The following is a 24,108-nucleotide window of genomic DNA, read 5'->3' as shown; positions in this document are numbered from 1 at the left end:
GATGCGGATCACCACCGTCGCCGACCACGTCGTCGAGACCCTGCAGGAAGCCGGCGTCCGGCGCATCTACGGGGTCGTCGGCGACAGCCTGAACGCGATCACCGAAGCGATCCGGGCCCGCGGCGTGATCGCGTGGATCCACGTCCGCCACGAGGAATCCGGGGCCTTCGCGGCCGGCGCCGAGAGCCAGATCACCGGCGAACTCGCGGTCTGCGCCGGCTCGTGCGGCCCCGGCCACGTCCACCTCATCAACGGCCTCTACGATTGCCACCGCTCGCGCACGCCCGTCCTGGCGATCGTGGCGCACATCCCGTCGGCCGAGATCGGCTCGGGCTACTTCCAGGAGACGCACCCGACCGAGCTGTTCCGCGGCTGCAGCCACTACTGCGAGCAGGTCTCCGACCCCGCCCAGCTTCCCTACGTGCTGGAGAACGCGATGCGCGCCGCGATCGGGCAGCGCGGCGTCGCGGTCGTCGTCATCCCCGGCGACGTCGCGCTCAAGGACGCGCCGGCCCGCGCGGTCGCGACAAAGGCCGGCCTCGTGCCCCCGAAGCCCGTGGTGCGGCCGGCCGAGGCCGACCTGGACGCGCTCGCCGCGCTCCTCAACGGCGCGAAGAAGATCACGCTGCTCTGCGGGCGAGGCTGCGCGGGCGCGCATGCCGAGCTGCTGCAGCTGGCCGAGGCCCTGAAGAGCCCGATCGTCCACGCGCTCGGCGGCAAGGAATACGTCGAGTACGACAACCCCTACGACGTCGGCATGACCGGGCTGATCGGGTTCTCGTCCGGCTACGCGGCCATGCACGGCTGCGAGACCCTGCTGATGCTCGGCACCGGCTTTCCCTACAAGCAGTTCTACCCGGCCGACGCGAAGGTGGCGCAGGTGGACCTGCGCCCGGAGGAGCTCGGGCGCCGCTGCCGGCTCGACCTCGGCCTCGTCGGCGACGTCGGCGCCACGATCCAGGCGCTGCTGCCGAAGCTTGCGGTCAAGACCGACCGCGCCTGGCTCGACGGCAGCCTCAAGCACTACGCCAAGGCGCGCGCCGGCCTCGACGAGCTGGCGGAGGGCAAGCCCGGGCGCAAGCCGATCCACCCGCAGCACCTCACCCGTCTCTTAAGCGAGGCGGCCGCCGACGACGCGGTCTTCACCGCCGACGTCGGCACCCCGACGATCTGGGCGGCGCGCTACCTCAAGATGAACGGCCGGCGCCGCCTCATCGGCTCCTGGGTGCACGGCTCGATGGCCAACGCCATGGTGCAGGGTATCGGCGTCCAGGCCGCCTCGCCCCGGCGCGAGGTGATCGCGCTGTGCGGCGACGGCGGCTTCAGCATGCTGATGGGCGACTTCCTGACGCTGCGCCAGCATCGGCTGCCGCTGAAGGTGGTGGTGTTCAACAACGGCTCGCTCGGCTTCGTCGAGATGGAGATGAAGGCCGCGGGCTACCTCGAGACCGGCGTCGCGCTGGACAACCCCGACTTTGCCGCGATGTCGCGGGCGGCCGGCATCTTCGCGATCCGCGTCGAGGATCCGGGCGAACTGGAAGGCGCGATCCGCGAGTTCCTGGCCTTCGACGGCCCGTCGCTGCTCGACGTGGCGGTGGCGCGCAACGAGCTGTCGATCCCGCCCAAGATCGACGGGCAGCAGGTCAAGGGCTTCAGCCTCTACATGCTGCGCGCGGTGATGAGCGGACGCGGTGACGCGGTCCTCGACCTCGCCAAGACCAACCTGATTCGATAGACCGGATTGAAATCGTTCCAGGGCGCGCCGCGGCGCGCGCATGGCGCGTTCGAGACATACGGGAGGGCGCGCATGGCCCGGCAGCGGAACATCTGGCGCCTCGCGCGCCGCCCCGTCGGCACGATCGCCGAGGGCGACCTCGCCTACGGCTCGGAGGCGCTGCCCGAGCTGCAGCCCGGGCAGTTCCTGCTGCAGGTCCTGTACCTGTCGCTCGATCCGACGAACCGGATCTGGATGAGCGACGCCGAACAGTACATGCCGCCGGTCGGCCTCGGCGAGCCGATGCGGGGCCTCGTCGCCGGCCGGGTGGTCGAGAGCCGGAAGGACGGGGTCGAGGTCGGCGCGCTCTATGCCGGGATGGGCGCCTGGGCCGACCACATGGTCACCGACGGCCAGGGCCTGCAGCCCCTCGCCCTGCCGCCGGGCGTGCCGCTCTCGGTGGGCTTCGGCGTGTTCGGCCTCGTCGGCCCGACGGCGTATTTTGGCCTGCTCGACATCGGCCGCCCCAAGGCCGGCGAGACCCTGGTGGTCTCGGCCGCCGCCGGCGGCGTCGGCCAGATCGTCGGGCAGATCGGCAAGATCAAGGGCTGCCGGGTGATCGGCATCGCCGGCGGCCCGGAGAAGTGCCGGTTCGTCGTCGACGAGCTCGGGTTCGACGCGGCGATCGACTACCGCAGCGAGGATGTCGGCGCCCGCCTCGACGCGCTGGCGCCCGACGGCGTCGACATCAACTTCGAGCAGGTCGGCGGGGCGGTCTCAGACGCGGTGTTCGCCCGGATGCGCCTTTTCGGGCGGATGCCGCTGTGCGGCCTGATCGCCTCCTACAACGACACCGCGGAGCGCCCGGGGCCGGCGGCGTCCGCGGCGTGGCGGCAGATGCTGATGCGCCGGCTCACGGTGCAGGGCTTCATCGTCACCGACTACGCCGCGCGCTGGGACGAGGCGGTGCAGGCGCTCGGCGGCTGGATGGCGGAAGGCCGGATCAAGACCCGGCAGGACGTCCGGCCGGGCCTCGAGCGGGCGCTCGAGCACCTCGACAGCCTCTACACCGGCGGCAACTTCGGCAAGCTGCTGGTCGAGGTCGGCGCCTGAGGGCGTCGGCGAGCGGCCGACGCGGACGGCCGGGGGAATCGGCCGAGGAAGATGGCAGGAACATGCGGATCGGACTGTTCGTCCCCTGTTACGTCGACGCCTTCGAGCCGGAGGTCGGCATCGCCACGCTCGAACTGCTGGAGCGACTCGGGCTCGACGTGGCGTACCCGTTCGACCAGACCTGCTGCGGCCAGCCGATGACCAACACCGGCTGCCACGCGGAGGCCGCCGCCACGGAAGCCCTGTTCGTCAAGAACTTCGCCCCGTTCGATTACGTCGTCGCGCCCTCGGGCAGCTGCGTGCACCAGGTCCGCGAGCACCTCACCGCGATCCCGCAGACGGAGGAGGTGGTCGGCGTGCGGCGCAAGACCTTCGAGCTGGTCGAGTTCCTGCACGACGTGCTGAAGATCGAGGAGTTCCCCTGGGCGTCGTTCCCGCACAAGGTCGCCTACCACTCGAACTGCAATGCCCTGCGCGGCATCCACCACGCCCGGCCCTCCGAGATCGTCGCGCCGCCCTACTCGAAGCCGCTCGACCTGCTCTCCAAGGTGAAGGGCATCGAGATCGTGTCGCTGACGCGGCCCGACGAGTGCTGCGGCTTCGGCGGCACCTTCTCGGTGTTCGAGCCGGCGGTCTCCGCCAAGATGGGCTACGACAAGGTGACCGATCAGGCGCGCGCCGGGGCGGCCTACGTCGTCTCGGCCGATTCCTCGTGCATGATGCATCAGAAGGGCTGCGCCGAGCGCCTCGGCGTGCCGCTGAAGTACATCCACATCGCGCAGGTCCTCAACGGAGCCGCCGCATGAGCATCGAAGATCTCACGCCCCGCGAGACCGGCGGCATGATCCATCCCGAGGTCCGCGCGCCCGTCGACGAGAGCGAGCGCCACCAGGACGGCGGCCGCCTCCAGCACGCCGAGGCGGCCTCGAAGCCGATCGCCGCGCCGAAGACGCGCGAGCCGCAGCCGCGCGGGGCCAAGATCCGCGGCAACCGGCCGATCGACCAGGGCGAGGCCGCCGAGCGCTTCCTCGCCGCGCCGCTGCATCAGGCGGCGCACGACGAGCGCCTGTGGGACCTGCGCAAGAAGCGCGACGTCTCGGCCCACGGCATCCCCGAATGGGAGGAGCTTCGCGAGATCGCCTCGAGCATCAAGGCGCACACGCTGAGCCGCCTCGATACCTATCTCGAGCAGTTCGAGGCGGCGGCGAAGGCCAACGGCGTCCACGTCCACTGGGCCGCGGACGGGGCCGACCACAACCGCATCGTGCTCGAGATCCTCCGCAGCCACGGCGCGAGGACGCTGGTGAAGTCGAAGTCGATGCTCACCGAGGAGTGCGGCTTCCGGCACCACATGGCGGCCAGCGGGATCGAGATCATCGAGACCGATCTCGGCGAGCGCATCCAGCAGCTCGACAACGAGGAGCCGAGCCACATCGTGGCGCCGGCCGTCCACAAGACCCGGATGGACGTCGCCGAGGTCTTCGCGAAGACGCTGGGCACCGACCCGGACAACGACGACGCACACTACCTCGCCGAGAGCCAGCGCGAGACCACGCGCCCCTACATCCTCAACGCCGATGCCGGGATGACCGGCTGCAACTTCGCCATCGCCGAGACCGGCACGGTCGTCACCTGCACCAACGAGGGCAACGCCGACCTCTCCGGCAACGTGCCGCCGCTGCAGATCCACTCGATCGGCATCGAGAAGATCATTCCGCGCATCGAGGATCTCGGCGTCTTCATCCGCCTGCTGTCGCGCTCGGCGCTCGGCTCGCCGATCACCCAGTACACCTCGCATTTCCGCGGGCCGCGGCCGGGCACCGAGATGCACTACGTGTTGGTCGACAACGGCCGCTCCGAGCGCCTCGGCATGGAGGAGTTCTGGACCTCGCTGAAATGCATCCGCTGCGGCGCCTGCATGAACACCTGCCCGGTCTACCGCCGCTCGGGCGGGCTCTCCTACGGGGCGACCTATGCCGGGCCGATCGGCCTGATCATCGACCCGACCTTCAACAAGCGGAAATACTCGACGCTGCCGTTCTCCTCGACGATGAACGGCTCCTGCACCAACGTCTGCCCGGTGAAGATCAACATCCATGAGCAGATCTTCGCCTGGCGCAAGGTGCTGGCCGAGGAGCACCAGATCCCGCTCCTGAAGCAGGGCATGATGAAGGCGGCCGGCGCCGTGCTGAGCCGCCCGGCCGCCTACCGCGCGGCGATCGGCACGGCGGATTCGGCGCTGCGCGCGCTGCCGCGCTTCGCCGTCTACAACCCGCTCAACACCTGGGGGAAGAAGCGCGAGATGCCCGACGCCCCGAAGCAGAGCTTCCACGCCTGGTACAAGCAGAACCGCATGGCCGGCGCGGCGAAGAAGGACGTGTCGTGAGCGCCGGCACCCGCGCGGCGACGCTGGCCGCGATCCGCCGGAACCGGCCGGCCGGCGACCACCCGCTGCCGCAGGTCCCGGTCTTCGCCCCGCTGGTCGCCGACGACCACGTCGCGGCCTTCACCGAGGCACTGAAGCGCATGGGCGGGCGCGTGGTCGAGGCCGGCCCCGCCGGCGATCCGCTCGGCCACGTGCGCGAGCGCCTGGACGCGGCGAAGGTCGTCGCTTCCGCCGTGCCGGAACATGCCGGCAACCGCGACCTTTCCGCCGTCACCCGGCCGCAGGCGGTCGACGACGTCGACGTCGCGATCGTGCGCGCCCGCTTCGGCATCGCCGAGACCGGATCGGTGTTGTTCACCGAGGCCGAGCTGGTGGTGAACGCGGTGGCCTACCTCGCCCAGCACCTCGTGGTGCTGCTCGACCCCGCCGACATCGTCGTCAACGTCCAGGCGGCCTACAAGCGGCCGGACTTCGCCGGGGCGGCCTACGCCGTCCTGCACACCGGCCCCTCCGCCACCGCCGACATCGAGGGCGTATTGATCCACGGGGCGCAGGGCGTGCGCTCGCTGACCGTCGTCCTGTTGCCGCGCGGCGACGTTCGGGCCGCCTGATCGATCGCGCCGTCGAGCTCGGGGAACCTCGGAACGGGCGTGCTCCTTGCTTGGGCTAGACCCTCGGCAACGCTACGGAGGCCCGATGCGCTACACTCTCGGCTGCAGCCTGTCCTACAACATCCTTTCGGACACGACCTTCATCTTCAACCTGGAGGTCGCGCGCCTGCGAAGCCTTGAGATTCTCAGCGAATCCCTCGTGCTGACGCGGAACCTGAAGCGCGACATCTACACGACGCCCGATCTGCTCAACCGTTACCTCGGCGTCAACGTGCCGATGGGCCAATTCGCGCTGGAATACAACGCCGAGGTCGAGCTCACCGTCCACCGGGCCGACCCGGCGACGATCAACGAGACGCCGATCTCGGCGCTGCCGCTCGACATCCTGCCGTTCCTGCTGCCGAGCCGCTTCGTCTCGTCCGATCGGCTGACGCCGTTCGCCCAGGCCGAGTTCGGCGCGCTGCCGAAGGGGCATCAACGGGTCAACCAGATCTGCAACTGGATCCACGACCACATGACCTACAAGCCGGGCACCAGCGACGGCGAGACCACCGCCGACGAGAGCCTGCTCAAGCGCGCGGGCGTGTGCCGCGACTTCGCGCATATCGGCACCGCCTTCTGCCGCGCGCTGGGCATCCCCGCCCGCTTCGTGTCCTGCTACGCGCACGGCCTAGTGCCGAGCGACTTCCACGCGGTGTTCGAGGCCTATCTCGACGGGCGCTGGTGGCTGTTCGACGCGACCCGCCAGGCCGATCTCGACGGCCTGGTGCGCATCGGCGTCGGCCGGGATGCCGCCGAGATCGCGTTCTCGACGCCCTACGGCAACATGCAGCCGGTCAACCAGCAGATCCGCATCACGCGCTCGGACGGCCTCGGCAGCCCGCCCCAGCGCACGGTCGACGCGATCTCAACGGAGGTGCCGGCGCCGCATGCGGGCGCGGCGTAGGGTTCGCCATCGAACACGGAGGGCATATGCTTCTTTTTCCCTCGCGGAGAGGGCCTGCCGCTGGTTCGATAAAGGACTCCCATGGCCTACCGCCACGTCGTCGGCCCGCGCAGCTGGGCGTTCGCCGACCTCGCCGAGCTGATGGCGAAGGCGACGCCGGTCCGCTCCGGCGACCGGCTCGCGGGGCTCGCCGCGGAATCGGCGGAGGAGGGGTCGGCCGCACGCTGGTGCCTCGCTGACGTGCCGCTGCGCGAGATCCTGGCCAAGCCCCTGATCGCCTACGAGGACGACGATGTCACCCGGCTGATCCTCGACGGCCACGATGCGGCGGCGTTCGCCGAGATCGCGCACCTCACCGTCGGCGACTTTCGCGAATTCCTGCTTGTCGCGACCAGCGAGACGCTTGCGCGGATCGCGCCCGGGATCACGCCGGAGATGGCGGCGGCGGTCTCGAAGATCTCGCGCAATCAGGACCTGATCCTGATCGCCCGGAAGTGCCGGGTGGTGACCCGGTTCCGCAACACCATCGGCCTGCCCGGCACGATGGCCGTGCGGCTGCAACCGAACCACCCGACCGACGATCCCGCCGGGATCACGGCGGCGATCCTCGACGGGTTGTCCTACGGCTGCGGCGACGCGGTGATCGGCATCAACCCGGCCTCGGACTCGGTGGCCGCGCTGGGCAAGCTCCTCCACCTCCTCGACGCGATCATCCAGCGCCATGCGATCCCGACGCAGGGCTGCGTGCTGACCCACGTCACCACCACCCTCGAGGCGATGAACCGTGGGCTGCCGGTCGACCTCGTGTTCCAGTCGATCGCCGGCACGCAGGGCGCCAATGCCGGGTTCGGCGTCACGCTGGCGATCCTGAAGGAGGCGCACGAGGCGATGCTGGCGCTGAAGCGCGGGACGGTCGGCGACAACGGCATGTACTTCGAGACCGGGCAGGGCTCGGCGCTGTCCGCGAACGCCCATCACGGCATCGACCAGCAGACGCTGGAGGCGCGGGCCTACGCGGTGGCGCGCCCGTTCCGGCCGCTTCTCGTCAACACCGTCGTCGGCTTCATCGGGCCGGAATACCTCTACGACGGCAAGGAGATCATCCGCGCCGGGCTCGAGGACCACTTCTGCGGCAAGCTGATGGGCGTCCCGCTCGGCGTGGACGTCTGCTACACCAACCACGCCGAGGCCGACCAGAACGACATGGACGTGCTGCTGACGCTGCTGGGGGCGGCCGGCTGCACCTACGTGATGGGCGTGCCCGGCGCCGACGACGTGATGCTGAACTACCAATCCACCTCGTTCCACGACTCCCTCTACGTCCGCGAGGTTCTGGGCCTCAAGCGCGCCCCCGAGTTCGAGGCGTGGCTGCACGCCCTCGGGATGACGGACGATCATGGCACGCTGCTGCCCGCCGAGCCGGGATCGCCGCTGCTCGCCGACGCCTCGGGGCTCGCCGCATGAGCGAGGACGCAAAGGTCTGGGCGCGGCTCGCCGGGCTGACGCCCGCCCGGATCGGCCTCGGGCGGGCCGGGAGCGGCTTGCCGACCCGCGAGGTCTTGCGCTTCGGCCTCGCCCACGCCCAGGCCCGCGACGCCGTGCACGCGCCGATGGATGCCGATGCGATCGCACGGGCGATCGCGGCGTTGGGTTTCGCGACGCTCCGGGTCGCCTCGCGGGCGGCCGACCGCGCGACCTACCTGCGCCGGCCCGACCTCGGGCGCGCCTTGGCGGAGGAGGGCCGCCAGGCCCTCGAGCAGGCCGCCGGCGATCCAATCGATCTCGCGATCGTCGTCGCCGACGGGTTGTCGGCCCGTGCCGTGCACGAGGGCGCGGCCGGTTTCCTTGCGGCCTTCAAGCCGCATGCCGACCGGGCCGGCTGGCGGCTCGCGCCGGTGGTCGTCGCAACGCAGGCCCGCGTCGCGCTCAGCGACGCCGTCGGCAGCGCCCTCAAGGCCCGCGCGGTGGCTGTGCTGATCGGCGAGCGTCCCGGCCTGTCCTCGCCCGACAGCCTCGGGATCTACCTCACCTTCGCGCCGCGCCCCGGCCGCTCGGACGCCGAGCGCAACTGCATCTCGAACGTCCGCCCCGCCGGGCTCTCGCACCCGCTCGCCGCGTTCAAGCTCGACTGGCTCCTGACCCAGGCCTTCGCCCGCGGGCTGACCGGCGTGTCCCTGAAGGACGAGAGCGACGCCGCGCTCGCCGCGGCTCAAGAAGCGAACATGATCGACGTGTAAGCGATACCCGTCAGGCGGTTGCATCCAGCAGGCAAAGGGCAAGATCCGCCGCTTCTGCGACTTCAGCGTTCTCGGAGGTCAATAAGGCCGCCAACGCGGCTTTCGCCGATCGGTACGTTTCCTCGTCGGCGCGATCGACGCGGCCAAGCTCGAAGAAGATCAGCGTTTCGGCACGCGCTTCGTACGATCCCTTCGCGATCAGCCGAGCGGCCAAGTCAAGCGGCAGGGTGCCGCCCAGCTCGCTGAGAGCGAACAGAAGCGTTCCCGCTTCTCCGGCGACCCGTTCGTCCCGCAAGGTCGTGACGATGGGCTCGGACATCTCCGCAAGACCGCAGTCCGCCAGCGCCAACGCAGCCGTATTCCGCACGCGGCGGGATCGTGTGGACTGCAGGATCTCCGCCACGTCCCTCAAGGCGTCGGGGGAGGGCGCGTGGCCCTTCAGGTCTTCGAGCGTGGCTACCAAGGCTTCCTCATCACCGGAGCCTGCGGCATCCGCGACGGAAGACTGCCGGGGCAGAACGAGCGTGTTTGAGACCATGCGTTACGACCGCTCCTTCGGCGGATGTGAACTGGCCCAGTCCGCGTAAGTATCCTCCGCCTCCCGCCGCGTCGTCAAATCGCCGAGCCCAGCCCTCGCTTTTTCGCGGTGCCACCATCGTCGAAACTCGTCGAACCGTGGTCGGCTTCGCAAGCCGAACCAGGGATCGCGGGTGAACATCCGCCCTCCGCGCAAGGGTCGTCTTTCGTCTTCGGCCATGGCTCGCACAGATGCGTCGTCAATGCGAGCATACGCAGTGCCGACCGCTCACGTGTCCAGAACGATCACCGGCCCGCACGTCTGAATATCTGGGCGCCGAGCAAGCCAAACGCGGCTGTGGCGGGGTCGCAACACCGCGAAAGCATCCCGGGTTTGCCCCGAGACCTGCCTTCAACCGCCGCGATCCCGCCATAAACCGGGACCACCTCAGCATCCGCGGTAAACGGCTTTTCCCCCAACCGGTTACCGCTCGGTTGCGAGCGATTCCAAGAGCGTGGTCGAGCCTCCTCGCGCAACGTCGGTCGACGCTGCGGGACGGTCGTTCGCACCCTGCCGGGGATCGGCCGATGCGTAGCGGACCCGGGGGTGCGGGACAGGTCATGGACGCGCCTACGAACGACAAGTCGAAGCTGCCGAGCCGCCACGTCACGGAGGGGGCCGACCGCGCGCCGCACCGCTCGTATCTCTATGCGATGGGCCTGACCAAGCAGCAGATCCACCAGCCGCTCGTCGGCGTGGCGTCGTGCTGGAACGAGGCCGCTCCGTGCAACATCTCGCTGATGCGCCAGGCGCAGGCGGTGAAGAAGGGCGTCGCGGCCGCCCACGGCACCCCGCGCGAGTTCTGCACCATCACCGTCACCGACGGCATCGCCATGGGGCACGCCGGCATGCGCGCCTCGCTGCCGTCGCGCGAGGTCATCGCCGATTCCGTCGAGCTGACCATGCGCGGCCACGCCTACGACGCCCTGGTCGGCCTCGCCGGCTGCGACAAGTCGCTGCCGGGCATGATGATGGCGATGGTGCGTCTCAACGTGCCGTCGATCTTCATCTACGGCGGCTCGATCCTGCCGGGCTCGTTCCGCGGCCGCCCGGTCACCGTGCAGGACCTGTTCGAGGCGGTCGGCAAGGTCGCCGTCGGCGACATGAGCCTCGACGACCTCGACGAGCTCGAGCAGGTCGCCTGCCCCTCGGCCGGCGCCTGCGGCGCGCAGTTCACCGCCAACACCATGGCCACCGTTTCCGAGGCGATCGGCCTTGCGCTGCCCTACTCGGCCGGCGCGCCGGCGCCTTACGAGATCCGCGACCAGTTCTGCGCCACCGCCGGCGAGAAGGTGATGGAGCTGCTGGCCAAGAACATCCGCCCGCGCGACATCGTCACCCGCAAGTCCCTGGAGAACGCCGCCGCCGCGGTGGCGGCCTCGGGCGGCTCGACCAACGCCGCGCTCCACCTGCCGGCGATCGCGCACGAGTGCGGGATCAAGTTCGACCTGTTCGACGTCGCCGAGATCTTCCGGCGCACGCCCTACGTCGCCGACCTGAAGCCGGGCGGCCGCTACGTCGCCAAGGACATGTTCGAGGTCGGCGGCATCCCGCTCCTGATCAAGACCCTGCTCGACCACGGCTTCATCCACGGCGACTGCATGACGGTGACCGGCCGCACCATCGCCGAGAACATGGAGCACGTCCGCTGGAACCCGGACCAGGACGTGGTCCGCTCGGCCGGCAGCCCGATCACCCCGACCGGCGGCGTCGTCGGCCTCAAGGGCAACCTCGCCACCGAGGGCGCGATCGTGAAGGTCGCCGGCATGCCGCTGGACAAGCAGGTCTTCACCGGCCCGGCGCGGGTGTTCGACGGCGAGGAGGCCTGCTTCGAGGCCGTCCAGAAGCGCACCTACAAGGAGGGCGAGGTCCTGGTGATCCGCTACGAGGGCCCGAAGGGCGGCCCCGGCATGCGCGAGATGCTGTCCACCACCGCCGCGCTCTACGGCCAGGGCATGGGCGACAAGGTCGCCCTCATCACCGACGGGCGCTTCTCCGGCGCCACCCGCGGCTTCTGCGTCGGCCATGTCGGGCCCGAGGCGGCGGTGGGCGGGCCGATCGGCCTGCTGCGCGACGGCGACATGATCACGCTCGACGCGATTAAGGGCACCCTCGACGTGGCGCTCTCCGACGCCGAGCTCGACGCGCGCCGCAAGGCGTGGACGCCGCGGACCAATTCCGCGACCTCCGGCTACCTCTGGAAGTACGCGCAGACCGTCGGACCCGCCGTGAACGGCGCCGTGACCCATCCGGGCGGCGCCGAGGAGATCCAGAGCTATGCGGACGTCTAGGACCGACCGCGACCGGCCGGACCGGGCCGATCCCCGTCGGTCCCGCGGCGGGCTGAACGTGCACCTGCGCGGCCTCGCGCTCGCCGCGACGGCGGTCGCGACCCTGCTCGCCGGCACGCCGGCGACGGAGGCGCTCGACGCCAGCGTCCGCACGCCCGTGCCGGAGAAGAGCTACCGCAGCGCCAAGGACGCGCTGCGGGCCGGCGTGCGCGAGTACAATGCCGGCGACAAGGAGGGCGCGGCTCGCGCGCTCGAATACGCCGCCGATCAGGGCCACGCGCTCGCCCTGTGGAAGCTCGGCCGGATGTATGCCGAGGGCGACGGCGTCCCGCACGACGACCTGAAGGCGTTCGAGTTCTTTTCGCGGATCGCCGATTCCGGCACCGACGACGGGCCCGACGCGCAGACCTCGGCGGTGACGGCGAGCGCCTTCACCGCGCTCGGCAGCTACTTCCTCGACGGGATCAAGGGCACCTACGTGCGCCCGAACCCCGAGCGGGCCTACGACATGTTCAACTACGCGGCGTCGTATTTCGGCGACCCGAACGCGCAGTACAACCTTGCCCGCCTCTACCTCGACGGCACCGGCGTCGAGGCCGACGCGCGTCAGGCCGCGCGCTGGTTCAACCTCGCCGCCGAGAAGGGCCACCACCCGGCCCAGGCGCTCTTGGGCGACATGCTGATGAACGGCATGGGCGGCGTGCCGGTGCAGCGCGCCCGCGGCCTGATGTGGCTCTCGCTGGCCCGCGAGGGCGTCGAGGGGCGCAAGGACGCGTGGATCGTCGCGCTCTACGAGAAGAACTGGGCGGCGGCCAGCGACGAGGACCGCGCCGAGGCGCAGGCCCAGGTGCAGACGGTGGGCTCGATCAAGCGCCGCCGCTGAACCCGGGCGGGCACGACGGCCCGGCCGGCGCGACGTCATATCCTGCGACGCGAATCGAACCCGGCACGGGTTCCTCCCTCCCCCGCCGAGGGGGGAGGGAGACGCGCTGAACCGAGTCCATCAGAAACGCGGTCTATCGGACGGCGCTCAGCCCTTGCGCGCGGCCATGGCCGTGACGAAGGACGGGCGCGCCAGGATGCCGTCGACGTAGGCCGCGAGCTTCGGCCAGCGGGCGGCGTCGATCTTCGCGTCCGCGAGGTGGAAGTTGTAGAAGCCGGTCGCGATCGCGATGTCGGCGATCGAGAAGGCGTCGCCGACCAGGAACGCGCCGTCGATCCGACCCTCGAGGTGGTCGAACAGCGGCGGCAGGTCGGTGTCGAGCGACTTGGCGACCGCGGCGTCGTCGCAGGGCTTGCCCATCATGTTGGGCTTCAGCACCCGCTCGCGGAACGCCACGACCAGCGGGCCGAACAGCTCCGTGTCGCCGAACTTGTCGTACCAGACCGCGCGGCCGAGCGCCTTCGCGTCGGCCGGCATCAGCGCCGGGTCCGGGTGCTTGCGCTCGAGGTACCACAGGATCGCGGAGGAATCGGCAAGCTTGAAGCCGTCGTCGTCGATCGCCGGGATCTTGCCGAGCGGGCTCGCCGCCTGGAACGCCGCATCGGGCGCGTGGAACATGCAGGGCACGTGCTCGTAGGGCACGCCCTTCTCAGCGAGCGCCACGAGGATCTTGCGGACGTAGGGCGAATAGCCGGTGCCGTAGACGATCATGCTGGTTCTGGACCCATCGGGTTTGCGGAGGGCGTCTCGTAGCACGGATCCCGTCGGCACGGCCGCGACCGGCCCCCCCGGATGCGGTCGGACCGCTGCGGCCATTCGACGGGCCATCGGAACTTGGCCGTACGATCGGGCACTTACCCGCACGAGCCCGCACCTCCGTGGGCCGCGATTCCGCCGTCACGAGAGGATTTCCATGAAAGCGCTGTGCTGGCACGGCAAGGGCGACATCCGCTGCGACACGGTCCCCGATCCGCGGATCGAGGATGCGCGCGACATCGTCATCAAGGTGACGTCCTGCGCCATCTGCGGCTCGGACCTCCACCTGATGGACGGCCAGATGCCGACCATGGAGGCGGGCGACGTGCTCGGCCACGAGTTCATGGGCGAGGTCGTCGAGGTCGGGCAGGGCTTCACCAAGTTCAGGAAGGGCGACCGCGTGGTCGTGCCGTTCAACATCAATTGCGGCGAATGCCGCCAGTGCCGGCTCGGGAACTACTCCGTCTGCCAGCGCTCGAACCGCAACGCCGCCATGGCCGCCGCCCAGTTCGGCTACACCACCGCCGGCCTGTTCGGCTACTCGCACCTCACCGGCGGCTACGGCGGCGGGCAGGCCGAGTACGTGCGCGTGCCGATGGCCGACGTCGCGCCGATGCTGGCGCCCGAGGGCGTCGACGACGAGTCGCTGCTGTTCCTCACCGACATCCTGCCGACCGGATGGCAGGGCGCCGAGCATTGCGAGATCAAGGGCGGCGAGGTCATCGCGGTCTGGGGCGCGGGCCCGGTCGGCCTGTTCGCGATCCAGTCCGCCAAGATCATGGGCGCCGAGCGCATCATCGCGATCGACACGGTGCCCGAGCGCTTGGCGCTCGCCCGCACCTACGGCGCGACCGACATCATCGACTACGCGAAGGAAGACGTGTTCGAGCGGATCAAGGAGATCAGCAAGGGCGAGGGCGCCGACGGCGTCATCGACTGCGTCGGCATGGAGGCCAGCGCCGGCCATGGCGTCGCCAGCCTCGTCAACAAGATCCAGGAGAAGCTGACCTCGACCGAGCGGCCCTACGCCCTGATGGAGGCGATCAAGGCGGTGCGCCCCTGCGGCATCGTCTCGGTGCCCGGCGTCTACGGCGGCCCGATCCCGGTCAACATGGGCATGATCGTCCAGAAGGGCCTGACCATGAAGAGCGGGCAGACCCACGTGAAGCGCTACCTGGAGACGCTGACCAAGCTGATCCAGGAGGGGAAGATCGACATGACGTCGATGATCACCCACCGCTCCACCAACCTCGCCGACGGGCCGGACCTCTACAAGACGTTCCGGGACAAGAAGGACGGTTGCGTGAAGGTCGTGTTCCACCCGAACTGACCGACGGGGCGATGCTGGCGCGGTCCGGAACGGACCGTCGCCGGCGTCGCTCGCCGCGGGGGCTCACGCCGCCCGCGCGTTCGCCGTCGGCGCGAAGTGGCCGAGGTAGCGCGTGCCGATCGCCGTCACCGGCAGCACGACGAAGACGTCGGTGGTGCCGAACTGGCGGTCGATCACCGCCCCGTCGCCGAAGGTGGCGCCGACGCGGAGATAGCCCTTGATCAGCGGCGGCAGCGCCTGCAGGGCGGCCTTCGGGTCAATCGCCTCGCGGTCGAGCCGGTCCATCGGCACGTAGCGCTCGGGAAGCGCCCGGGCCCGCCAGCCGTCGGGCGCACGGGCATGGTGGTGCAGGAAGCTCAGGGGCAGCGCGAGGCGGGCGGGATCGGTGCCGTCGAGGCTGGCGCAGCCGATCAGCGCGTCGATGCGGTGGTGCAGCACGTAGGCGTAGATGCCGGCCCAGAGCAGCTCGACCGTGCGCTTGGTGCGATAGGGCTTCAGCACGCAGGAGCGGCCGAGCTCGAGCAGGCGCTTGCCGGGATGAGCCGCGAGCAGCGGCGCGATGTCGAACTCGGAGGCCGAGTAGAAGCCGAAATGGCGCTCGGCAGCCTCGCCGCGGAGCAGGCGATAGGTGCCGACCACCTTGGGCCGCGCCTTGCGGAACGGCTTCGCGTCGGTCGCGGCGTGATCGATCACCAGGAGGTGGTCGCAGACCGCATCGTAGGCGTCGACGTCGCGCCGCGACAGCATCGCCATGCCGCTGGGGATCGCCGACATCTCCTCGTAGAACACCTGGTAGCGCAGCCGCTGCGCCCGGCGGATCTCGGACTTGCGGGTGGCGAGGCACACCTCGAGGCTGCCGATGCGGCCGAGGCTCGGGCCCAGCTCGGGGAGGGGCTTGCCCGCACCCTTGGCCTTGAAGCGGATCGGCGTGGCGCCGGGCGGGGTCAGGCTGCGGCCACCGAAGCCGGGCAGGGTGCCGTCGGCCGACTTGCGCTTCAGCTTCGCGATGGGGGACTCGACGCTGTCCCAGCCGTTGGCCCGGATCGCGTCCCAAGCGGCGGAGGCCCCACGCGTAAACTTCGCGACCATGGTCGACGCCCATTCCGGGTCGGGAGCGCGCCCCCGCGGGGCGGCCGGCTCCAGGCCCTGGAACCGGACACAATCACGAAGGCCGCACGCTTTTATGACAGGCCCGCGCCGGCGCCCGTGAGCGTCCCGCGAGCCCGAAGGCCGTCCGGTCTCAGACGAACTGGCTGAGGCCGGGGACGGAGCCGACGATCGGCCCCATCACGTCCTCGCCGGCCTTCTCGCGGCCGTAGGCGAACAGCTCCTGGCCGAGCGGCTGCATCTGGCCCATCGGCACGCCGGCCGCCATCAACTTCTGGCCGAGCGCCATCACGCCGCCGCCCATCATGCCGCCGAGCATGCCCATGAGGCCGCCGCCGCCCTCGTCGGCGTTCGAGGTCGCGACCAGGGATTCGGCGCCCGGCATCGCCGCCATCAGCTGGCTCACCTCCGTGGCGGGGCCCTCCTTCTGGAGGAACGCCAGGATGTGCCCGATCGCGGTCTGCGCCGTCGCGGCATCGAGCCCGGTGCGGTTGGTCACGCGGGCGATGAGTTCTTCCATGATCGGCAGCTCCCGAGGTGTTTCCTCGTCCTTCGGGCTTAGGGAAGCAGAAATCAAGCAAAACGGCCGCGCATCTGGCAAAGCCGGTCTTCGGCCGGCATAACCTTCACCGGTGGTGCGAAGGGGATTGGGCGTGATGGCGGGCGACGGCAGCATCCTCGTTGGAAAAAGCATCCCGAAGACCGGCGCGCCGAAGCCCGAGGTGCTGACGCTCAAGCTCGCCAACCGGCACGGGCTGGTGGCCGGCGCGACCGGCACCGGCAAGACCGTGACGCTGCAGGTGATGGCCGAGGGCTTCTCCAATGCCGGCGTCCCGGTCTTCGCGGCGGACGTGAAGGGCGACCTCTCGGGCCTGGCGGCGGCCGGGGAATCCAAGCCCGTCTTCGTCAAGCGCGCCGAGGAACTCGGCATCGCCTACGAGCCCGACCGCTTCCCGACCGTGTTCTGGGACCTGTTCGGCGAGCAGGGCCATCCGATCCGCTGCACCGTGACCGAGATGGGGCCGCTGCTGCTGGCGCGGCTGCTCGAGCTCAACGACACGCAGGAGGGCGTCCTCAACATCGCCTTCCGCGTCGCCGACGAGAACCAGTGGCCGGTGATCGACCTGAAGGACCTGCGCGCGCTGCTGGCCTTCTGCTCGGAGAACCTCAAGACGATCTCCGGCCAGTACGGCAACGTCTCGGCGGCGTCGGTCGGCGCGATCCAGCGCCAGCTCCTGATGCTCGAGAACCAGAACGCCGACCGGTTCTTCGGCGAGCCGGCCCTCAACCTCGAGGACTTCATGCGGACCGACCGCGACGGGCGCGGCGTCGTCAACATCCTGGCCGCCGACAAGCTGATGCAGCGGCCCCGGCTCTACGCCTCGTTCCTGCTGTGGATGCTCTCCGAGCTGTTCGAGCAGCTGCCCGAGGTGGGCGACCTGGACAAGCCGAAGCTGGTGTTCTTCTTCGACGAGGCGCACCTGCTGTTCAACGATGCGCCGAAGGCGCTGCTGGACGCGGTCGAGCAGGTGGTGCGGCTGATCCGCTCGAAGGGCGTCGGCGTCTACTTCGTGACGCAGAACCCCCTCGACGTGCCCGAGACGGTGCTGGGCCAGCTCGGCAACCGGGTCCAGCACGCGCTGCGCGCCTTCACTCCCCGCGACCAGCGTGCGGTGAAGGCCGCCGCGGAGACCTTTCGGCAGAATCCCGGCTTCGACGTCGCGGAGGCGATCACCCAGCTCGGCGTCGGCGAGGCCCTGGTCAGCTTCCTGGAGCCGAAGGGCACGCCCTCGGTGGTCGAGCGCGCCCTGATCGCGCCGCCCCAGGGGCGCGTCGGCCCGCTGACGCCGGCCGAGCGCGCCGACCTGATCGCCCGGAGCCCCCTGCGCGGCAAGTACGATGCGGCGATCGACAGCGAGAGCGCCTACGAGATGCTGGCCAAGCGCAAGAATCTCGACGCCGCCCCAGCGGAAGCGGCGCAGGCCTCGGAAGGCGGCCTCGGCGGGTTCCTCGGCGGCATCATGGGCAGCGTGTTCGGCACGCCCGCCGCCAAGGGTGGCGGCAAGGGGGGCCGCAAAGCGCCGCAGAGCCTTGCCGAGCAGGTCGTGTCGAACGCGGCGCGCTCCATGGCGCGAAGCGTCGGCACCCAAGTCGGCAACGCGATCCTGCGCAACGTGCTCGGCGGGCTGACGAAGCGGTAGCAGGGAGCGGGCGCGGCGCGGGCCGCGCCGGGTCACAGGCAGGGATCGGGTGCCGCCTCGAGCCGGCCCGCCTCGATCGCGGCAAGGAAGGCCTGGTAGTCCGCCGCGTTCCGGTCGCCGTAGGCGTGCGCCCAGTCGGCCAGCGCCTCGCGCAGGTCGGCGTGGCGGTCCTTGCCGCAATAGCCGGCGATGGCCGCCGCGTCGCCGGTGCGGGCATGCGCGCGGGCGAGCAGCGCGCCGTAGGCCCAGGAGAAGTACAGCAGCGGCTGCCCGGTCATGCAGGAGACCGGGATCTCGCCCTTCATGTTCTTCATCTGCCGCACGTAGAATGGGCGGTCGGTGATCGTGGTCCAGCCGAGCAGCGGGTCGCCGACGCCCTGGAGCAGGCGCTGGCCGTAGATCACCCGCTCGCCCTCGTGGCTGGCATAGGGCTCCGGCATGCCGGGCAGGTAGGGGGCGTGGGCCGGGCGCACCGCCTCCTTCACCTGCAGGAAGAGCACGTCCTGGTCCGAGTTGCCGCAGAGCAGCGCCACGTAGGCGCGGGTCCCGACGCTGCCGACCCCGACGACGCGGTGGGCGACGTCGACCACGTGGTAGCGGCTCAGCATGAACCGGCGCTCGCGCGGCAGCGTCTCGGCGTAGTGCTCGAGCCCGGTGATCACCGACTCGCGGGTGTCGTCGTCGACGCGCGTGAGGATCGGGGCGTCCTCGCGGAAGCGCCAGCCTCCGTCGACGCGGCGCTCGCCGACGCGGGCGAGCAGGCTCTGGTTGTTCTTCTTGCGCGCCTTCTCCACCGCCTTGCGCACGACGGCCTGGGACGCCTCGTCGATGCGGACGCCGGAGAAATCGAGCTCGTCGGCGCGGGTGGCCTGCTGCCAGACGTCGAGGGACCCCTGCGGCGCGAGGTCCAGCATCGTGTGCTGGTAGCCGCCGACGGCGGCCATCACCGCCTGCCGGCGCTGGTCGGCGGGCACCCCGTCCTCGCGGGCCGCGACCTCGATGCTGGCGACGAGGCGCTTCAGGTCCCACTCCCAGGGGCCGATCGTGACCTCGTCGAAATCGTTGAGATCGAGCACGACGTCGCCCTGCGGCGTCCCGAACAGGCCGAAATTCGAGATGTGCGCGTCGCCGTTCATCACCACCATGATCTCGCTGCGCGGGCTGTGCGCGAGATCCCAGGCCATGACGTGGGCCGCCCCGCGCAGGAAGGCGAAGGGCGAGCTCGCCATGCGGGCGACGCGCAGCGGCACCAGCTCGGGTTGCCGGCCCTCGTGAGCGCCCGCGATCAGGTCGACCGGATCGGGCCGGTCGGCGGGCAGGTCGAGGGCGGCGTGAGCTGCATGGTCCACCACCTCGCGCAGGCGCTTGCCGGCGGCGCGGCGCTTGTCCCAGGGCTCGCCGCCGGCGCGGAGATCGATGTGCGGGTAGTCGGCCAGCGGCTCCAGGACGCCGGCTTCGGCGGCCTCGTCCGCGGCCGCGTGGTCCTGGCCGGTCTCGGCGCCGGCGGACGCGTCCTCGCCGTGGATGGGGTTCGGTCGTTCCATGGCTGCCTGCGACTCCGATCGACCGGGGACAACCTTGACCGCATAAGTTCGTTGCGGCGGCGGGGATTATGTCGCCATCGAATCCGTGGGGCGTAGCGCGGAAGGGTTACGATATCGGACGCCGGGCCGATCCGGCCTTCACGTCAGCTCCACCGTCACGGGCACGTGGTCCGATGGTTTCTCCAATCCGCGCAGGTGCTTCTGCACCGAGGCCGCAACCAGGCGGTCGGCGGCCTGGGGCGAGAGCAGCAGGTGGTCGATGCGGATGCCGAAGTTCCGCGACCAGGCGGCAGCCTGGTAGTCCCAGAAGCTGTAGAGGCCGGGGCGCGGGTCGCAGGCGCGGACCGCGTCGGTCAGCCCCTCGGCGAGGAGCGACCGGAACGCCGCGCGCGTCGTGGGCAGGTAGAGCGCGTCGTCGGCCCAGGCCGCGGGCTCGGCCGCATCCTCCGGCTCGGGAATGACGTTGTAGTCGCCGGCCAGCACCAGGGCGGTCTCCTCGCGCATCCGCGCGCGGGCATGCAGGCGCAGGCGCTCGAGGAAGGCGAGCTTGTAGGGGTATTTCGGGCTCGCCACCGGGTTGCCGTTCGGCAGGTAGATCGAGGCCACCCGAACCGGCGCGACGCCGTCCCCGGCGACCAGCGCCTCGACGTAGCGGGACTGCTCGTCCTCGGCGTCGCCCGGAAGCGCGCGCAGAACGGTCTCCGGATCGTAGGTCAGCGGCGCGCGCACCAGCAGCGCGACCCCGTTATAGGCCTTCTGGCCCACGGCCTCGACGGCGTAGCCCGCAGCCTCGATCTCGGCGCGCGGAAACGCCTCCTCCTGGCACTTCAGCTCCTGCAGGCAGACCACGTCCGGCTTGGCCTCGTCGAGGAAGGCGAGCAGGTGCCCGACCCGCTGCTTGATCGAATTGACGTTCCACGTGGTGATGCGCATCGCTGGCGTCCTGGAGAGCGGAGCCCGTCATCGGGCCTTCGCACCGCCCTGACAAGCGGAAGGCCGGACGCATCGTCGTCCGTCCCGCAACGAGGTCGCCGGTGGACTGGTTCGAGCCGATCGCCGGCTATTGCGAGCGCGGGAGCCCGGCGTTCTGGGCCGAGCCGGTCAACGCCGTCTCCAACGCCGCCTTCCTCGTCGCCGGCACCGTCGCGTTCCGGCGTGCCCGCACGGTGGACGATCGGCCCGCCGCCGCTCTCGCGCTCCTGACGGCAATCGTCGGCGTCGGATCCTTCCTGTTCCACACCCTCGCCGTGCGCTGGGCGATGCTCGCCGACGTGGTGCCGATCGCCGTGTTCATCCACGCCTACTTCTTCCTGGCGATGGTGCGGTTCCTGCGATTCGGGCTCGAGGCGGCGGCGGCGGCGACCCTGGCGTTCGCGGGCTTCGGCTTCGGGCTCGTCCCCGCCCTCGATGCCGCCGCCGGGCGCTCGGTCGAGGCCCTCACCGACGGCTCGGTCGACTACCTGCCGGCCGTGCTGGCGCTCCTCGGCGTCGCGGTCGGGCTGCGATGGCTCGGCGACCCGTCGTCGACCGCCCGGCGGCTCGCCGCGCTGGCGCTCCTGTTCGGCGTCTCACTCGCCCTGCGCACGATGGACCGCAGCGTCTGCGCGCGCGTGCCCGTCGGCACCCACGCCCTCTGGCACCTGCTGAATGCCGGCATCCTCTTCGGCCTGGTCGTCGCCGCCGTGCGGCATCGGGCGGCGTCGCGCCGCCGGTGACGGGGGGCGCCCGGAGACGACCGCGCGACCGGCCGATTTCTTGCGCCTCCCGGCAAATCGAGGCAGAAGGACGCCGCCGCAGCCGATGGGGCGCGCGGCGTACCCCGCGCCCGTCCGCGCTGGCCGACAGGCCGCCGACGGCGCAGGGCAGAAGGCTACGAAAACCAGCATGTCCCAGAGCTTCCGCCTCGGTGTCGCCGGTCTCGGCACGGTCGGTGCCGCCGTCGTCCGCATGATCGCGCGCCGCTCGGCGGCGCTCGCCGCCGCCACCGGCCGCGACATCCGCGTCGTCGCGGTCTCCTCCCGCGACCGGACGCGCGACCGCGGGTTCGACGTCGCCGGGCTGCACTGGTTCGACGACCCGGTGGAGATGGCGCGCTCGGCCGAGGTCGACTGCGTGGTCGAGCTGATCGGCGGTTCGGAAGGGCCGGCCAAGGCGGTCGTCGAGGCGGCGCTCGCCGCCGGCAAGCCGGTCGTCACCGCGAACAAGGCGCTGCTCGCCCTGCACGGCGCGGCGCTGGCGACGTCCGCCGAGACCGCGGGCGTGGCCCTAGCCTACGAGGCGGCGGTCGCCGGCGGCATCCCGGTGATCAAGGCGCTGCGCGAGGGGCTGGCCGGCAACGCGGTGAGCCGCGTCTACGGGATCATGAACGGCACCTGCAACTACATCCTCACCCGGATGGAGCGCGAGGGCCTGACCTTCGAGGCCTGCCTCAAGGACGCGCAGGCGCTGGGCTACGCCGAGGCCGACCCGACCTTCGACGTCGAGGGCTTCGACACCGCCCACAAGCTCGCGATCCTGACGAGCCTCGCCTTCGGCACCGCGATCGACGCCGAGGGCGTCTCGGTCGAGGGCATCTCCGGCGTGAAGCCGCTGGACCTGCTGATGGCCGAGGAGCTCGGCTACCGGATCAAGCTGCTCGGCGTCGCGCAGGCGACGGAGGCCGGGATCGAGCAGCGCGTGCACCCGACCATGGTGCCGAAATCCTCCAGCATCGCCCAGGTGATGGGCGTGACGAACGCGGTGACGATCGACGCGGACGCCGTCGGCGAGCTGACCCTGATCGGCCCGGGCGCCGGCGGCGAGGCCACGGCGTCGGCGGTCGTCGCCGACATCGCCGACCTCGCCGCCGGCCTGACCCGCCCGACCTTCGGCTGCCCGACCGCGCAGCTGCGCCCCGCCGAGCGGGTCGAGATGCAGCGCCACGAGGGCGGCTATTACATCCGCCTCACGGTCCACAACCGGCCCGGCGTCGCGGCGGGCGTGGCCACCCGCATGGCCGAGCGCGAGATCTCATTGGAGAGCATCCTGCAGCGCCGCACCGGGGAGACGGCGGAGAGCGATCCGCACGGGCGCTCCGGGCAGCCGGTGCCGCTGGTGCTGATCACCTACGCCGCGACGGAGGGCAACATCCGCGCGGCGCTCGACGCCATCGCCGCCGACGGGCTGCTGGCTGAGGCGCCGCAGCTCATCCGAATCGAGCGGGAATAAGCCTCCTCGGCGCTCGAAGGATAAGCACTATCGTTCCTCTTCGCTGGAAATTCGGAAACCTGAGTTATTTTCGTGCATCCTGCCTGCGCTAAGCTGTAGGAGCAGGGCACCGAAAACGTTCGGGCCGCGGGAAGGGCTTGGGAAACGATGGACGAGGCGCTCATGCAGGGCTCGCGGAGCGTCGTCGCGCGCACGCTCACCCTCGAACTCGCGCGCGTGACCGAACGCGCGGCCATCGCCGCGGCGGCCCTGCGCGGGCAGGGCAACGAGAAGGCCGCCGACCAGGCCGCCGTCGACGCGATGCGGGCCGAGCTCAACGCGCTGCCGATCGACGGCACCGTGGTGATCGGCGAGGGCGAGCGCGACCAGGCGCCGATGCTGTTCATCGGCGAGCGCCTCGGCAGCGGCGGCGGGCCGCGCGTCGACCTCGCGGTCGATCCGCTGGAGGGTACGACCCTGTGCGCCAAGGACATGCCGGGCGCCATCGCGATCATGGCGATGGCCGAGCGCGGCTCGCTCCTCGCCGCCCCCGACGTCTACATGCAGAAGATCGCGATCGGCCCGGGCTATCCGCCGGGGATCGTCGACCTCGACGCCAGCCCCGCCGACAACATCGCTGCGCTCGCCCGCGCCAAGAGCGTGCCGGCATCGCAGATCGTGGCGATCGTCCTCGACCGGCCGCGCCACGCCGACCTCGTCGCCGCGATCCGCGCGGCGGGCGCCGGGGTCCGCCTGATCTCGGACGGCGACATCGCCGGCATCATCTTCACCAACTCGCCCCACGAGACCGGCGTCGACATCTATCTCGGGACCGGCGCGGCGCCCGAGGGCGTGATCGCGGCCGGCGCGCTGCGCTGCATCGGCGGCCAGATGCAGGGCCGGCTGATCCTCGACACGCCCGAGAAGCGCCGGCGGGCGCAGGACATGGGCATCGGCGACCCGAACCGGAAATACGAGCTCACCGACCTCGCCCGGGGCGACGTCATCGTGGCGGCGACCGGCGTCACCGACGGCGCGCTGCTGCGCGGCGTGCGCTTCAGGCCCGGCGTGATCGAGACCGAGACCGTGGTCTATCGCTCGGCCACGGGCACGGTGCGGCGCATCCTCGGCGAGCACCGCCGCACGGAGCGCAACGTCGACTGAGC

At 70.8% G+C, this 24,108-nt stretch carries 21 protein-coding genes; 15 read left to right on the top strand and 6 right to left on the bottom strand.

All coding sequences use genetic code 11. The features are described 5' to 3' along the window. Position 1: 1 nt before the first annotated feature. The 8 genes from poxB (at position 2) to eutC (ending at position 9,007) form a co-directional block, all read left to right on the top strand. A complete protein-coding gene (poxB, locus tag FV227_RS11045) occupies positions 2-1,735 on the top strand; it encodes a ubiquinone-dependent pyruvate dehydrogenase (protein WP_147842985.1) in 1,734 nt (577 codons plus the stop codon). Positions 1,736-1,807: 72 nt separating this feature from the next. Then, positions 1,808-2,827, top strand: a complete 1,020-nt coding sequence (locus FV227_RS11040) for an NADP-dependent oxidoreductase (protein ID WP_147726218.1) — start codon at positions 1,808-1,810, stop codon at positions 2,825-2,827. Positions 2,828-2,889: 62 nt separating this feature from the next. Next, positions 2,890-3,633, top strand: a complete 744-nt coding sequence (locus FV227_RS11035; protein ID WP_147726217.1) for a (Fe-S)-binding protein — start codon at positions 2,890-2,892, stop codon at positions 3,631-3,633. Then, positions 3,630-5,213: a lactate utilization protein B gene (locus FV227_RS11030; protein ID WP_147726216.1), complete on the top strand. Its 1,584-nt coding sequence runs from the start codon at positions 3,630-3,632 to the stop codon at positions 5,211-5,213. The genes FV227_RS11035 and FV227_RS11030 overlap by 4 nt, the downstream gene beginning before the upstream one ends. Beyond that, on the top strand, positions 5,210-5,824 hold the full coding sequence (locus FV227_RS11025) for an LUD domain-containing protein (RefSeq protein ID WP_187274757.1): 615 nt from the start codon (positions 5,210-5,212) through the stop codon (positions 5,822-5,824). The genes FV227_RS11030 and FV227_RS11025 overlap by 4 nt, the downstream gene beginning before the upstream one ends. Positions 5,825-5,909: 85 nt before the next feature. Continuing rightward, positions 5,910-6,770: a transglutaminase family protein gene (locus FV227_RS11020; protein ID WP_147726215.1), complete on the top strand. Its 861-nt coding sequence runs from the start codon at positions 5,910-5,912 to the stop codon at positions 6,768-6,770. Positions 6,771-6,851: 81 nt separating this feature from the next. Further along, entirely contained in the window at positions 6,852-8,234 is a 1,383-nt protein-coding gene (locus tag FV227_RS11015) for an ethanolamine ammonia-lyase subunit EutB (protein ID WP_147858919.1), read from the top strand. After that, positions 8,231-9,007 carry an ethanolamine ammonia-lyase subunit EutC gene (gene eutC / locus FV227_RS11010; RefSeq protein WP_147726213.1) on the top strand — a complete coding sequence of 259 codons (777 nt, stop codon included), beginning with the start codon at positions 8,231-8,233 and terminating at the stop codon, positions 9,005-9,007. Before FV227_RS11015 ends, eutC begins: the two co-directional genes overlap by 4 nt. Positions 9,008-9,017: 10 nt before the next feature. Here eutC and FV227_RS11005 read toward each other — a convergent pair whose 3' ends face one another. Beyond that, complete coding sequence (locus FV227_RS11005; RefSeq protein WP_147726212.1) at positions 9,018-9,545, bottom strand: hypothetical protein; 528 nt, start codon at positions 9,543-9,545, stop codon at positions 9,018-9,020. Between the two features lie 599 nt (positions 9,546-10,144). On the opposite strand from FV227_RS11005, the gene ilvD reads away from it, so the two are divergent. Together ilvD and FV227_RS10995 are read left to right on the top strand one after the other, a co-directional pair. Further along, on the top strand, positions 10,145-11,875 hold the full coding sequence (gene ilvD, locus FV227_RS11000) for a dihydroxy-acid dehydratase (protein ID WP_147726211.1): 1,731 nt from the start codon (positions 10,145-10,147) through the stop codon (positions 11,873-11,875). Next, on the top strand, positions 11,862-12,758 hold the full coding sequence (locus tag FV227_RS10995) for a tetratricopeptide repeat protein (RefSeq protein WP_147842963.1): 897 nt from the start codon (positions 11,862-11,864) through the stop codon (positions 12,756-12,758). The genes ilvD and FV227_RS10995 overlap by 14 nt, the downstream gene beginning before the upstream one ends. 147 nt (positions 12,759-12,905) lie before the next feature. Here FV227_RS10995 and FV227_RS10990 read toward each other — a convergent pair whose 3' ends face one another. Next, entirely contained in the window at positions 12,906-13,529 is a 624-nt protein-coding gene (locus FV227_RS10990; RefSeq protein WP_147726655.1) for a glutathione S-transferase family protein, read from the bottom strand. A 202-nt stretch (positions 13,530-13,731) separates the two neighbouring features. On the opposite strand from FV227_RS10990, the gene FV227_RS10985 reads away from it, so the two are divergent. Next, positions 13,732-14,904, top strand: coding sequence for a zinc-dependent alcohol dehydrogenase (locus FV227_RS10985; RefSeq protein ID WP_147726657.1), 1,173 nt, complete (start codon positions 13,732-13,734; stop codon positions 14,902-14,904). Positions 14,905-14,967: 63 nt separating this feature from the next. On the opposite strand, the gene FV227_RS10980 is transcribed toward FV227_RS10985, so the two are convergent. Further along, the gene (locus FV227_RS10980; RefSeq protein ID WP_147726659.1) at positions 14,968-15,993 is read right to left on the bottom strand and encodes a GNAT family N-acyltransferase; all 1,026 of its coding nucleotides are present in this window, start codon (positions 15,991-15,993) and stop codon (positions 14,968-14,970) included. 151 nt (positions 15,994-16,144) lie between these two features. Beyond that, on the bottom strand, positions 16,145-16,531 hold the full coding sequence (locus FV227_RS10975) for a DUF2780 domain-containing protein (protein ID WP_147726661.1): 387 nt from the start codon (positions 16,529-16,531) through the stop codon (positions 16,145-16,147). Between the two features lie 136 nt (positions 16,532-16,667). Here FV227_RS10975 and FV227_RS10970 point away from each other — a divergent pair, with 136 nt between their 5' ends. Further along, positions 16,668-18,212: a helicase HerA-like domain-containing protein gene (locus FV227_RS10970; RefSeq protein ID WP_147726663.1), complete on the top strand. Its 1,545-nt coding sequence runs from the start codon at positions 16,668-16,670 to the stop codon at positions 18,210-18,212. A gap of 32 nt (positions 18,213-18,244) precedes the next feature. Here FV227_RS10970 and FV227_RS10965 read toward each other — a convergent pair whose 3' ends face one another. Together FV227_RS10965 and xth are read right to left on the bottom strand one after the other, a co-directional pair. Further along, positions 18,245-19,756, bottom strand: a complete 1,512-nt coding sequence (locus tag FV227_RS10965; protein WP_147858918.1) for a DUF2252 domain-containing protein — start codon at positions 19,754-19,756, stop codon at positions 18,245-18,247. Positions 19,757-19,894: 138 nt separating this feature from the next. Next, positions 19,895-20,689, bottom strand: coding sequence for an exodeoxyribonuclease III (xth, locus tag FV227_RS10960; RefSeq protein WP_147726667.1), 795 nt, complete (start codon positions 20,687-20,689; stop codon positions 19,895-19,897). Positions 20,690-20,790: 101 nt separating this feature from the next. Here xth and FV227_RS10955 point away from each other — a divergent pair, with 101 nt between their 5' ends. From FV227_RS10955 to glpX, 3 genes are all read left to right on the top strand, one after another. Further along, positions 20,791-21,471, top strand: coding sequence for a ceramidase domain-containing protein (locus FV227_RS10955; RefSeq protein ID WP_147726668.1), 681 nt, complete (start codon positions 20,791-20,793; stop codon positions 21,469-21,471). Between the two features lie 169 nt (positions 21,472-21,640). Further along, positions 21,641-22,963 carry a homoserine dehydrogenase gene (locus FV227_RS10950; RefSeq protein WP_147726670.1) on the top strand — a complete coding sequence of 441 codons (1,323 nt, stop codon included), beginning with the start codon at positions 21,641-21,643 and terminating at the stop codon, positions 22,961-22,963. A gap of 147 nt (positions 22,964-23,110) precedes the next feature. Then, positions 23,111-24,106: a class II fructose-bisphosphatase gene (gene glpX, locus FV227_RS10945; protein ID WP_147726672.1), complete on the top strand. Its 996-nt coding sequence runs from the start codon at positions 23,111-23,113 to the stop codon at positions 24,104-24,106. Positions 24,107-24,108: the final 2 nt, after the last annotated feature.

It is taken from the genome of Methylobacterium sp. WL119 (assembly GCF_008039875.1).
Taxonomy (GTDB): Bacteria; Pseudomonadota; Alphaproteobacteria; order Rhizobiales; family Beijerinckiaceae; genus Methylobacterium.
Note: the sequence above shows the minus strand (reverse complement) of the source record. Positions and strands in the feature narration are given on the sequence as shown.

What these genes read in the sequence shown, in the direction of transcription:
- FV227_RS11035 (WP_147726217.1), top strand. Translation starts at nt 2,890, where the DNA reads ATGCGGATCGGACTGTTCGTCCCCTGTTACGTCGACGCCTTCGAGCCG.
- FV227_RS11005 (WP_147726212.1), bottom strand. Translation starts at nt 9,545, where the DNA reads ATGGTCTCAAACACGCTCGTTCTGCCCCGGCAGTCTTCCGTCGCGGAT.
- xth (WP_147726667.1), bottom strand. Translation starts at nt 20,689, where the DNA reads ATGCGCATCACCACGTGGAACGTCAATTCGATCAAGCAGCGGGTCGGG.
- FV227_RS10975 (WP_147726661.1), bottom strand. Translation starts at nt 16,531, where the DNA reads ATGGAAGAACTCATCGCCCGCGTGACCAACCGCACCGGGCTCGATGCC.
- poxB (WP_147842985.1), top strand. Translation starts at nt 2, where the DNA reads ATGCGGATCACCACCGTCGCCGACCACGTCGTCGAGACCCTGCAGGAA.
- eutC (WP_147726213.1), top strand. Translation starts at nt 8,231, where the DNA reads ATGAGCGAGGACGCAAAGGTCTGGGCGCGGCTCGCCGGGCTGACGCCC.
- FV227_RS11040 (WP_147726218.1), top strand. Translation starts at nt 1,808, where the DNA reads ATGGCCCGGCAGCGGAACATCTGGCGCCTCGCGCGCCGCCCCGTCGGC.
- FV227_RS10995 (WP_147842963.1), top strand. Translation starts at nt 11,862, where the DNA reads ATGCGGACGTCTAGGACCGACCGCGACCGGCCGGACCGGGCCGATCCC.
- FV227_RS10990 (WP_147726655.1), bottom strand. Translation starts at nt 13,529, where the DNA reads ATGATCGTCTACGGCACCGGCTATTCGCCCTACGTCCGCAAGATCCTC.
- FV227_RS11015 (WP_147858919.1), top strand. Translation starts at nt 6,852, where the DNA reads ATGGCCTACCGCCACGTCGTCGGCCCGCGCAGCTGGGCGTTCGCCGAC.
- FV227_RS10985 (WP_147726657.1), top strand. Translation starts at nt 13,732, where the DNA reads ATGAAAGCGCTGTGCTGGCACGGCAAGGGCGACATCCGCTGCGACACG.
- FV227_RS11030 (WP_147726216.1), top strand. Translation starts at nt 3,630, where the DNA reads ATGAGCATCGAAGATCTCACGCCCCGCGAGACCGGCGGCATGATCCAT.
- FV227_RS10950 (WP_147726670.1), top strand. Translation starts at nt 21,641, where the DNA reads ATGTCCCAGAGCTTCCGCCTCGGTGTCGCCGGTCTCGGCACGGTCGGT.
- FV227_RS10970 (WP_147726663.1), top strand. Translation starts at nt 16,668, where the DNA reads ATGGCGGGCGACGGCAGCATCCTCGTTGGAAAAAGCATCCCGAAGACC.
- FV227_RS10965 (WP_147858918.1), bottom strand. Translation starts at nt 19,756, where the DNA reads ATGGAACGACCGAACCCCATCCACGGCGAGGACGCGTCCGCCGGCGCC.
- FV227_RS10980 (WP_147726659.1), bottom strand. Translation starts at nt 15,993, where the DNA reads ATGGTCGCGAAGTTTACGCGTGGGGCCTCCGCCGCTTGGGACGCGATC.
- glpX (WP_147726672.1), top strand. Translation starts at nt 23,111, where the DNA reads ATGGACGAGGCGCTCATGCAGGGCTCGCGGAGCGTCGTCGCGCGCACG.
- FV227_RS11020 (WP_147726215.1), top strand. Translation starts at nt 5,910, where the DNA reads ATGCGCTACACTCTCGGCTGCAGCCTGTCCTACAACATCCTTTCGGAC.
- ilvD (WP_147726211.1), top strand. Translation starts at nt 10,145, where the DNA reads ATGGACGCGCCTACGAACGACAAGTCGAAGCTGCCGAGCCGCCACGTC.